The following is a 10450-nucleotide window of genomic DNA, read 5'->3' on the forward strand; positions in this document are numbered from 1 at the left end:
CATGCACACGCCCCACCGCCTAGCCCCCCAGCCCATCACTGTCGTAGACCTGTTCAGCGGGTGCGGCGGCTTCACCCAGGGGTTTCACGAGTTCCGCCCGACGGGGGCAGAGGGCGACGGGCCTGTCTTCCACAGCGTTGCAGCGGTCGAGCACGACCTCTCTGCAGCTGCCACGTACGCCGTGAACTTCGGAAGCCACCGACTGGACACGAGCCTTCCGGCCGCCCGCGTCCACCTCGAAGACATTGAGGGCTGGACGCCGACAGAGGAGGCCCTACACGCGGACGTGGTGGTCGGAGGACCTCCCTGCCAAGGCTTTTCGGCCTTGAACCGTCATAAGAAGGGCGCAGAACGTAATCGACTGTGGGAGGAATACGTTCGCATCGTCGCCGAAATCCGCCCTAAGGTCTTCGTCATCGAGAATGTTGATCGTTTCCTGAAGTCGGATGAGTTCCGCAACCTGCTCAGCGAAGTAGAAGAGGGCGGTCTTCTGGCCGAATATCGACTCGTCGATCCTCCTGGCCACGAACCGACCGACACAGAGGAGCAGAAGCACAAGCGCTATCTCCTCAACGCCGCCAACTACGGTGCCGTACAGGCACGTCGTCGAGCCATCGTCATCGGTGTGCGCCGCGACGCCGACAACGGTCGCACGATGACGTACCCCATCGGGGAACATGTCCGACGGCCGAAGCACAGCACCGGCATCTCGACTCAGCCGCTCGACGGCGTCGACGTGGGGCTGTCGTACTGGCAGGCAGTCGACAGCGTGTTCACCGAATCGTCCCTTCTCGTGCTCCGAGGCACTGAACTTCCAGACGGCAAAGATTACATTCCTGAGGTAGACACCGTCCTGCCTGGAATTTTCACCACGAGCGATCTTCATTTCGGTCGCAATCCGGAGCCCCTTTCGATGGCCCGCTACAAAGCCATTCCCCCAGGCGGGAACCGCAAGGATCTGCGCGACAAGTGGTTCACCGTGAACAAGAACGGCAAAATCCGAATCTTCGATACCGCGGAACCGCCAGGTGTGGAGACACCGATCAAATACCTCTCGACCGAAAGCTGGGACAATCACAACACCGGCACCGGAGACGTCATGGGCCGGCTACGCATGGGCGAGCCCTCGGTAACCATCCGAACCGAATTCTTCAAGCCTGAGAAGGGCCGCTATCTCCACCCGACCGACGCTCGTCCGATCACCCACTATGAGGCCGCCCGCATACAAGGCTTTCCCCCCAACTTTCGCTGGTGCGGCTCGAAGACCGATATCGCCCGGCAGATCGGCAACGCTGTCCCCATTCCGCTCGGCACGGCCATCGCCTCTGCGATCCACGCCTACCTGCGCGGCTGACCAAGGTCGGGCAAGACATCGCATGCTGCAGCAGCGACGTCCACCCGACTCTTCCAGACCGCAGCTTGGTGTGCCTTACAACGGCTAATGTGGCGCGGTGCGCGCGGCACTACTGTCGGCGGCCCGCCGCCCAAGCCGCGTCGTAGCGCGATCGCAGTAGACGGCAAGTGCCTGCGCGTCGCCAGGCGACCCGACGGGAGCCAGGTCTTCGTGACCCTCCACGGCATCCCGTGATCAAATCGGACATTCGCGGAACACTCCGGGGCCCTGGTCTCCGTCCTCGTTCGGTGGGACCGGACGCCCTTCGAACGCATCGCTCAACAAGGCGAACTCCCGCCCTCTGCGAGCTCCGCCTCGTAATGGATCTGAGCCCGGTCCAGTGCTTCGTCCGGATCGCAGCCATGGGCGCGCAGCCAGTGGAGGAGGTCTGCGATCACATCGATCGCCGCCTCCTCCGCGACAGCCACGCTCAACGTGCTCGGGACTGCCGTGCGCGGCAGTTGAGCTGCGCCGTACAGCCCGAGCATGGCCTCGGCTCTCGTCACACGCGCACCACCGCTATGCCCGTTCGCGGCAGAGAGTCCCGTCGTCAGCTCACACCAGGTCACCTTCCGGTCGGCGCGGAGTTGGACGCCCCAGCGGTCGGCGATGGCATCGACGAGTGCCATGCCCCGTCCGCCCTCGGAGTCGGAGCCTGCGTCGAGGAGGGTGGGGAGCGCGCGCGTATCGGGGTCATGGACTTCGATACGCAGGCGGGTGTCGCGTACGGAGACGGCGAGCGTCGTCGGTGTGCCAAGGCCGACGTGCGTGATGACGTTGGACACGAGCTCGCTGACGCAGAGTTGGGCCTCGTCGGTGACTTCGTGGAGGCCCCAGATTCCGAGGTGCAGCCGCATGATGCGACGCAGGGCGGCCACTTCCTCGGGTTCTGCCGTGAAGTCCAGGTCCCAGGGCTTGCGTGACATGCACGCTTCCTCGATCACTCCGAGCTCCTCTCAGCGCTCTCCGCCACCGCCAGCTCCCGCACGATCAGGAGGTTGTTGTCCGACCGCTGCGATGTGCGGCATCGACTGCCAGAATGACCGCAGCGCATCCCTTCATGCAATGTGCACTGCGGGATTCCCGCTTTCGAGTGATTGGCAGCACGCATCTTGGCGCGGAGACTGAACACCGACTAACGAGAAGGGCGTTGTGATGGCAGGTTCACCGACGGCACGGCGGCGTCGCCTATCGATCGAGCTGAAGAAGCTCCGCGAGCAGAGCGCCATGACGTGCGCCCAAGTCGGTTCGGCTCTGGACTGGAGTGGCTCCAAGGTCAACCGGATGGAGACGGGCAGCGGTCGGGTGCAACCGTCCGATGTCGATGCCTTGTGCCGCTTCTACGACACCGGCGACGAGCTGCGCGAGTTCCTCAAGTCTCTGGCCAGGGAGGCCAAGACGCGCGGCTGGTGGCAGGTGCACGGCTCCGGCGTGCCCCAGTGGTTCTCCATCTACATCGGCCTGGAGCAGGAAGCCTCCACGTTTCGCCAGTATCAGTGCGAGTTGCTGCCCGGCCTCATGCAGACTCCGGAGTACGCCTGCGAACTCCACAAGACGGGGGCCCACCTGCCTGCGGAGGACATCGACCGGGCAGTGCGTGTACGCATGGAGCGACAGGACATGCTGAAGCGGCCCGAGGCTCCGGATGCCTGGTTCGTGGTGAACGAGGGGGCTCTGCGCAATGTCATCGGGGATCGAGCGCTGATGCGGGAGCAGCTCGAACGCATCCTGGAATCCTCGGAGTTGCCAAGCGTCACTCTCCAAGTTCTGCCGTTTGATGCCGGCACCTATCCAGCAACCGGCTCATTCACCATGCTCGGCTTCCCCGACCAGGAAGACCCGGACATCGTGTACCGGGACGGCATCACCGATGCCGTCTACCTCGAAGGAGAGCATCATGTGCGTGAGTACACCAGGGCCTTCGACGGCTTGAGGGCCGCCGCACTGAGCCCTCAGCGCTCTGCCCAGCTGGTCGAGTCCGTTCTGAAGGAATTCGCAAGATGAACATTGCGCGGTCCACACCCGACGCCCGCTCGTCGTGGTTCAAGTCCTCCTACAGCAACGGTGCGGGTGGTGAGTGCGTCGAGTGTGCCCCCACCGTCGGAGGGGCCCTCTTGCGCGACTCCAAGAACGCTGAGGGCCCTGTCGTCGCTGTTCGCGCTCACGCTTGGCGGGATTTCATACGGGCTTTGGAGGGCGACACTCTGGCAGCGGGATGAGCCAAGAGTCGTGCCGTCCCGCATGCGTGTCCGCCCATCAACGAGGAGCTGTTAGCGGTTGGGGCGGTGGTCCGCGGTCGGCTTGCGGGCCAGGATCTGGATTCCGTCAGCCTCGTGACCGTTCATGGTGGAAACGGTGATGTGTCGGCTGTCGACGGAGTCGAAGCCGGCGAGCAGAGACGTGAACCAGTCGCCCGGATGGTGGCGGCACACCGCTCCGTCACTGGTCCTGAACACCCCATAGGTGCCGTAGTGTTCGGCGAATTTGGCGTAGCGGTCTCGGTTGCGCTGGTCGGTCTGTAGGAGCAGGTCGCTGATGTAGAGCAGTCCGCCCGGCTTGAGTACGCGGGTCAGTTCGGCGATCAGTTGTCGTTGTGCCTGGTCGCCGGGGATGCAGGTCAGTACCGCGAAGAGCAGGATCACATCGGTGCTCGCGTCCGCGCAGGCCAGTGTCGGGGGCGTGTCCAGCTCCGCGAAGTGCGTCTCGGGGTGCAGTTGGCGGGCCTGGGCGATCATCCGCGGCGAAGTGTCCACGCCGGAGAGGTTGTTGAAGCCCTGGTGTGCGAGGGCGTTCATGGTTCGGCCGTATCCGCAGCCGTAGTCGAGGATTTCGGCGCTTCGGCTGACGTCGTCCAGCCAGGGCATGTGGAGGGGGTGCGTGAACTGCTTCGTGCCTGCGGCCGCGCTCCAGTAGGCGGTCTGGGTGTTGAGGTCGGGCATCGCAGAGGGCTCGGTCCCGTCGGTGTCTGGTGTCTTCGGCGAGGGTCGTCAGCCTGCTATTGAGGTTTCGGTTGAGGGGGACCATGGTCTCGCCGGTTGGGGCTCCTGGAAACTGGTACACCGAGAGGCTGCTTGCCGCCCACCCACAGGCCGAGGGCGAGGGCGAAGCCGAAGCTAGCTGAGACTCCCGCCGAAACCCGTACCACCAGCCCCATCGCTTCCCTCGGTGCCCTCCTCGGGGGCGCCCAGCGCCGCCGGGCCGAACGAGGTGACGTTCGCGGTCGAGAGGCCCTTCGCCGTGCCGTTCAGGATCCAGACGGCGCCCGACTCCTGTCCCTTGCCGTGCTCGCCGGGAGCTCCCACGGCCAGGTCGGCGTGGCCGTCGTGGTTCATGTCCGCTGTCCGGAGCGCCGAACCGAAGCGGTCGGCCGACTCGCCCTGGCCCGGGATGCCAGGAGTGTCCTGGGTGATGACCTGCGCGCCGGAGCCGGTGAGGCCCTTCTTGCCGCCCAGGAGCAGGACGACCGCTCCCGTGTCCGAGACCTGGCCGGTGTCCTCGCCGGGGATGCCGATCGCGAGGTCCGCGTAGCCGTCGCCGTTGACGTCGCCCGCCGCGAGAACATCGCCGAACCCGTCGCCCGCGTTCTGCTCGTCGATGCCCGTCGGGCCCAGCGTCTGCTGGGTGATCACTTCCGCGCGGGAGCCGGGGCCGGAGGCCGAGCCGCGGAAGACGCGCAGTTCGCCCGGCCGGTCCTCGCTGCCCTCCACGACCATGCCGACGTCGCGGACGACGAGATCGCCGTACCCGTCCCCGTCGAAGTCGGCGATCACCCCGTTCGCGCTGTACGAGTTGAGGTCGTCGCTGGTGTTTTTCAGGCCGTCTTCATCGCCCTTGAAGAAGCTGCCCCGCTCCTGCATCTCCTCGAAACCCGTGCTCGTGACGAGGTCGTCCCGGGCGTCACCGGTCAGATCGCCCGCGACGGTCGCGCGCGGGACGATGTCGTCGCCCCAGCTGGTGCCGAAGGAGTCCTTCCGACGCGCCTGCCCGTCACGGGCGATGGGGCCGTACAGGACAGTCAGCCCGTCCCCGTCCCCGTCCCCGTCCCCGTCCGCGTCCCCGTCCCCCTCACCGTCCTCGTTGTCGCTCCCGTGGTAGTTGGCGAGCAGCAAGTCGGCCCGGCCGTCCCCGTCGAAGTCGCCGCCGTGCAGAGCACCGCCGCCCGGAAGCGTCGTACCGCCGGCCAAGCCCCCGGACGACCCCCACAGCACGATCGTCCGGGACGGAGCGGAGTCGGTGCCCGAGACCCCCACCGCCAGGTCCGTGAAGCCATCGCCGTCGAGATCGCGCGCGACCGGGCCGGCCCCGAAGTCGGTTCCGCGGGCCGCCAGTTGGCCGAGGGCTCCCTCGGCGGCCCGGCTGACCACCTGGGCGTGCTCCGTGTCGGGCCCGGACCGCGAGCCGTACACCACGGAGACGGCGCCCGCCAGTTCGACGCCGTCCACCGTGCTGCGCGGGCCGGGCACCGCGAGGTCGGCGTAGCGGTCACCGTTGAAGTCGGGGACCTCCTGCTTCGCCTTGCCCTGGCCCGGCGCCGAGTCGCACCCCAGGGGAGCGGCCGCCAGTGCGGCCAGCATGACGACGGAGAGTGCCCGGCGTGGACCTTCGGGAAACATGATCACATCATCGCCGGTGGGCACGTGCCGGAACAGCTTCACGACCGGGGTACCGCCCAGGCCAGTACGTAGCCGAAGCCGTTGAGCGACCAGTGGAGCGCCGCGGGTGCCAGCAGGCTGCCGGAGCGGCGGCGCAGCTCGCACAGGACCACACCGGCGGCGGCCGTGGCCACGACGGCCGCCGCGACGGTCAGCGTCACGCCTGCCGAGCCGGTTCCGAAGGCCGCCCCGGTGGCGGCGTTGGACCGGTTGAGCCCGCGGGAGGGCAGCAGATGCCAGAGGCCGAAGAGGAGCGAGGAGACAGTGGTCGCCCACGTGGTTCCGTGCCGGCGCCGGATCATGGCCCACAGGACACCGCGGAAGGCGGTCTCCTCCAGCAGCACGGTGCCGAACGGCACACGCACCAGCACCTGCCACAGCAACTGTTCCGCGGACAGGCCGGCGGCCCTGGCGTCCCGGAACGCGTCTCTGCTGAGCGGAACGGCCAGGCCGAGCAGGAAGACGAACAGGACGGCACCGGCCAGCACGGGCGCCCAACGCAGTCCCCGGCGCAGAGCCACCGCGTCCAGGCCGAGATCGGCCAGGGCCAGACCGTCCCAGCGGGCGATCAGGACCAGCACGGCGGCCGCGGTCACGCACGTGAGCACGTAGGCGCCCGGCGCGAGCCAGTTGTTGAGCAGGTTCGCGGCAACCAGGACGACTACGACGGAGAGGATCCGCATCCCGAAGCGGTCACCACGGAAGCGGTCACCACAGCGGGCAGCCCCACCGGCCCCCGCGGCACCTTCAAAGGTCGGGCGAAGATCAGGCCAACGGATGCGAGGTCCGCCCCGACGCCTGGTCGATCTCGTCGTGTGCCTTGGTCAGCAGCTTCATCGCCAGTTCGTTGAGCGCCCTGGCACCGGCCACCTCCTCGCCGACCCTCGGCTGGTTCGAGTCGGCGGGATGGCGGCTCGCGTACCCGTGGGCCCGTACCTCGCTCCCGTCGGGAAGCCGTACGAGGGCGGCTGCGCGGGTGCGGTTGCTGTCCTCCTGGAATTCCAGCTCGACATGCCATCCGACAGCGGTGTGCATCATCACGATCACCTCCGGAACCACTGCTTCCAGGGTGCGCCTGTTCGGCCGCCATTGCACGCCTTGCAGGGCTTGCGGGACTTGCCGGCACAGCTTGATGGCACTACTCGACGGCACGGCTTGATGGCACAACTTGATGACATGACTTGCTTTCGGGGGCAGCGGTGGCGGACGGGCTCGGGGGATGATCTGCCACATGAGCGAGGTGGCGGGGGCGGGCACGGACGATGCCCGCGCGTGGGACGAGCGGTTGGGCTGGGCGTACGGGCTGATAGCGGACGATCCCGGGCAACGGGCCGCGGCGCTCGGGCATCTGGATGCCGAGCGGAGAAAGGTCGACGGCGCTCGACAGCGGTTCAACGAGGCGTGGCGGACGGCGAACATGCTCGGGACGGAGAAGCCGTTGGAGGACCCGGCGCTGTTGGCGGCTCATGAGGAGTGCCTACTGGCCCAGGCCCATGTACTGCCCGACGCCTTGTGGAGCCGGGACAGGACCCGGGGTGGCGAGGGCATCATCGCGTGGCCGGGACTGCCCTACGCGTTGCTCTTCATGGAGTGGGAAGCCCGGTACCCGGAGGAGTGGACCCGGCACGCCAAGGCATGGGGTACCAAGGAGAAGGTGATTCGGGATCTGGGCACGGCCGCCGTCGGCGAGGACGCGATGGTCAGGGCGAAGTTGATCGATCTGGTCGAGGTCGTCGTCCGGCGGGCGTACCGCTGCAAGGACCGCGAGTACGTGCGCGTCGCCCGGGCCGTCGACGGGGACGAACTGCGGGACCGGCTCGGCCGGGCCCACCGCTCGGAGGATCCGTGGGCGCGCCTGCACGCCGGTTACGTCCTCTGGCTCCTCGATCGCCCCGAGGTGCCGAACACCCGGCACGTCTGGCGGACCTGGCTGGCGACGGGCGCCGCGCCATGACGTGCTCCCTCGGGGGTGGCCGGGTGGTGGTCGCGGTAGGCGAGGCGGGTGCCGTCAGGGGTGGTGAGGTGACCGGATCGGGCGTCCAACTGGGGTGCCCCTCCCCCTCCCAGGACTTGGGACTGTCATTCTGACCGACTGACCGACTGACCGACTGACCAGCTGACCGACTGACCGGCTGACCGGCTGACCGACGGCACCCCGCCATACCGTGGCTCTCAGGCCGCGGGCAGCAGTTCGGCCCGGCCGAACAACAGGGCGTACCCGCGCGGGAGTTGTCGCAGTACGCGGACCACAAGGTCGTTGTCCACCATCGACGCCACGACGCTCAGGACGGAGCTGACGTCCCAGCGGGCCGTCGCCGGAGTGGCCCCCTCGATCCGGGCGGCGACGTTGTCCACGAACTCGGCGGCCGTCAGCCGGCGGGTGGCGGGCACCTGGGAGGCGACGACCCGTGCCGCTTCCTCGGGGAGCCGGCGTGCCAGTTCGACGCGTTCGTCCCCGACGACATGGCCGCCGAGGGCGGAGAGCACGATGCGGGTGACCCGTTCCGCCTCCGCCTCGGTGGTGTACTGGCCGGATTCCCGCACGGCCTCGACCAGTTGGCTCCAGTTCGCTGTGCCCTGTGCCGGGCCCGCCGCCGGACCCTTTGTCGTCGCCCTGCCCATCGGTCTCGTCGTTGTGGTCCTCGCGCTCGTCGTCGTGGTCCTCGCGCTCGTCGTCGTGGTCCTCGCGCTCGTCGTTGTGGTCACGCGCTCTTCTCCTCCTCCGGTGTCGGGGTCAGGGCATGAGCAGCCCGCGCCCCGCGGGCGAACCCGCGGGGCGTTCGTTTCGGCGCGGCGGCCGTCAGCCGCCGAGCTCCTTGCGGTCGCCGCCGGCGATCTGGATCCGGCGCGGCTTCGCCTGTTCGGCCACCGGGATGCGCAGCGTCAGCACTCCGGCCTCGTACGAGGCGTCGATGCGCTCCGTGTCGAGGGTTTCGCCGAGGAAGAGCTGACGGGTGAAGGCGCCGGCGGGGCGCTCGGCGACGATCACGTCCGCGCCCTCGGGTGCGGGGGAACGGCGCTCGGCGCGTACGTTCAGCACATTCCGCTCGACGTCCAGGTCGATCGACTCCGGGTCGATGCCGGGGAGGTCGAAGTGGACGATGAGGTCGTCGCCGGCCTGGTAGGCGTCCATCGGCATGGGCGCGGGGCGGGCGGGGCCGAATGGCTGGCCGAAGACCTGCTGGGTGAGGCGGTCGAGTTCCCGGAACGGGTCGGTGCGCATGAGCATCACGGGTCACTCCTTCCGTGCGGTGCTGGGTGCGATGCCCTACGACTTCTTATATAACTCGGGAGAGGAAAGTTGACAAGCCCCGACTCATAATCACTCTCTGTACCTTTGCCGGCCCGCTCCGGCCTGCCCCGCCTCCCACCTCGGCAACCTTTCCCGTACCGGCTGCCACCTCCCCCTGACAGTTCCCCAACTCCTTTGCAGGGAAGGTCGGATGAGCCGCAACGCCAGTACCAGCAGCCGGAGTACCAGCAGCCGCAGTACCAGCACTCGCAGACGCTTCCTCATTACCACCGCGGGCACACTCGGCGCGGGGGCCCTCGGCACCCTGAGCCTCCCCGGTACCGCCAGTGCCACCAGTGCCGCCGCCGCGGCGACCGGCACCGTCTACATCGCCAGTGACTCCACCGCCCAGACGTACAACTCCCGCTTCTACCCCCAGGCCGGGTGGGGCCAGAAACTCTCCCCGTACTTCACCTCCAACATCACCGTCGCCAACCACGCCATCGGCGGGCGGAGCTCGCGGTCCTTCATCGAGCAGGGGCGGCTGGCCGCGATCCACCAGGTGATCAAGCCCGGCGACTACCTCTTCGTGCAGTTCGGGCACAACGACGCCACCGTGGGCAATCCGGAGCGGTACACGCCGCCCGCCGACTACAAGGAGTACCTGCGCGACGACTACATCCGGGCGACCCGGGCGCGGGGCGCGACTCCCGTCGTCGTGACGCCGGTGTCCCGGCGCTCCTACAACGCGTCCACCGGGAAGTTCAACGTCTCCTTCCCCGCGTACGTGGATGCGGCGAAGGCGGTCGCACGGGAGGAGGGCGCCCCGCTGATCGACCTCTCGGCGTCCAGCCGGACCTACCTCGACGGGGTCGGGATCGAGGGTTCCAAGGGGATCTTCCTGTGGCTGAACGCCGGGCAGTACCCGAACTTCCCCAACGGCGTCCAGGACAACACCCACTTCCAGGAGCGGGGCGCGGTCGAGATGGCCCGGCTGGTGTCGCGAGCCGTGGCGGGACTGGGGCTGCCGATCTCCGGTGAGGTGGTGCCGACGGCCGCGGGCTGAGGGCCGGGCACCGCGCGCCGAGGGTCGGGCCGGCGGTACGGGGGGGGCGGGCCGGCGGTACGGGGGGCGGGCCGGCGATACGGGGTGGGGGCCGGGCGGTACTGAGG

The 10450-nt window shown here is 68.2% G+C and carries 12 protein-coding genes; 5 read left to right on the plus strand and 7 right to left on the minus strand.

From position 1 onward, the window contains the following. Position 1: 1 nt before the first annotated feature. Positions 2-1354 (plus strand): DNA cytosine methyltransferase, encoded by a 1353-nt coding sequence (locus ACTWQR_RS46990; RefSeq protein WP_443233457.1) that lies wholly within the window; start codon positions 2-4, stop codon positions 1352-1354. Between the two features lie 317 nt (positions 1355-1671). On the opposite strand, the gene ACTWQR_RS46995 is transcribed toward ACTWQR_RS46990, so the two are convergent. Then, positions 1672-2319, minus strand: coding sequence for an ATP-binding protein (locus tag ACTWQR_RS46995; RefSeq protein ID WP_443233458.1), 648 nt, complete (start codon positions 2317-2319; stop codon positions 1672-1674). 229 nt (positions 2320-2548) lie between these two features. Between ACTWQR_RS46995 and ACTWQR_RS47000 the strand changes: the two genes are divergently transcribed. Next, on the plus strand, positions 2549-3397 hold the full coding sequence (locus ACTWQR_RS47000; RefSeq protein ID WP_443233459.1) for a helix-turn-helix domain-containing protein: 849 nt from the start codon (positions 2549-2551) through the stop codon (positions 3395-3397). Next, positions 3394-3612, plus strand: coding sequence for a DUF397 domain-containing protein (locus tag ACTWQR_RS47005; RefSeq protein ID WP_443233460.1), 219 nt, complete (start codon positions 3394-3396; stop codon positions 3610-3612). Before ACTWQR_RS47000 ends, ACTWQR_RS47005 begins: the two co-directional genes overlap by 4 nt. Positions 3613-3663: 51 nt before the next feature. Here ACTWQR_RS47005 and ACTWQR_RS47010 read toward each other — a convergent pair whose 3' ends face one another. The 4 genes from ACTWQR_RS47010 to ACTWQR_RS47025 form a co-directional block, all read right to left on the minus strand. Then, the gene (locus ACTWQR_RS47010) at positions 3664-4332 is read right to left on the minus strand and encodes a class I SAM-dependent methyltransferase (protein ID WP_443233461.1); all 669 of its coding nucleotides are present in this window, start codon (positions 4330-4332) and stop codon (positions 3664-3666) included. 174 nt (positions 4333-4506) lie between these two features. Beyond that, complete coding sequence (locus ACTWQR_RS47015; RefSeq protein ID WP_443233462.1) at positions 4507-6006, minus strand: FG-GAP and VCBS repeat-containing protein; 1500 nt, start codon at positions 6004-6006, stop codon at positions 4507-4509. A 38-nt stretch (positions 6007-6044) separates the two neighbouring features. Next, positions 6045-6728: a lysostaphin resistance A-like protein gene (locus ACTWQR_RS47020; RefSeq protein ID WP_443233463.1), complete on the minus strand. Its 684-nt coding sequence runs from the start codon at positions 6726-6728 to the stop codon at positions 6045-6047. Between the two features lie 82 nt (positions 6729-6810). Continuing rightward, entirely contained in the window at positions 6811-7083 is a 273-nt protein-coding gene (locus ACTWQR_RS47025; RefSeq protein WP_443233464.1) for a DUF1876 domain-containing protein, read from the minus strand. Between the two features lie 193 nt (positions 7084-7276). On the opposite strand from ACTWQR_RS47025, the gene ACTWQR_RS47030 reads away from it, so the two are divergent. Beyond that, complete coding sequence (locus ACTWQR_RS47030; RefSeq protein ID WP_443233465.1) at positions 7277-7999, plus strand: hypothetical protein; 723 nt, start codon at positions 7277-7279, stop codon at positions 7997-7999. 218 nt (positions 8000-8217) lie between these two features. Here the strand turns inward: ACTWQR_RS47030 and ACTWQR_RS47035 are convergent, their stop codons facing one another. Both ACTWQR_RS47035 and ACTWQR_RS47040 read right to left on the minus strand, forming a co-directional pair. Next, on the minus strand, positions 8218-8667 hold the full coding sequence (locus tag ACTWQR_RS47035; protein ID WP_443233468.1) for a DUF2267 domain-containing protein: 450 nt from the start codon (positions 8665-8667) through the stop codon (positions 8218-8220). A 178-nt stretch (positions 8668-8845) separates the two neighbouring features. Beyond that, the gene (locus tag ACTWQR_RS47040; RefSeq protein WP_443233469.1) at positions 8846-9274 is read right to left on the minus strand and encodes an Hsp20/alpha crystallin family protein; all 429 of its coding nucleotides are present in this window, start codon (positions 9272-9274) and stop codon (positions 8846-8848) included. 214 nt (positions 9275-9488) lie between these two features. Here ACTWQR_RS47040 and ACTWQR_RS47045 point away from each other — a divergent pair, with 214 nt between their 5' ends. Next, positions 9489-10343 (plus strand): rhamnogalacturonan acetylesterase, encoded by an 855-nt coding sequence (locus tag ACTWQR_RS47045; protein ID WP_443233466.1) that lies wholly within the window; start codon positions 9489-9491, stop codon positions 10341-10343. The last annotated feature ends 107 nt before the right edge of the window (positions 10344-10450 follow it).

This window comes from Streptomyces sp. 2A115, assembly GCF_052245575.1.
Taxonomy (GTDB): domain Bacteria; phylum Actinomycetota; class Actinomycetes; order Streptomycetales; family Streptomycetaceae; genus Streptomyces.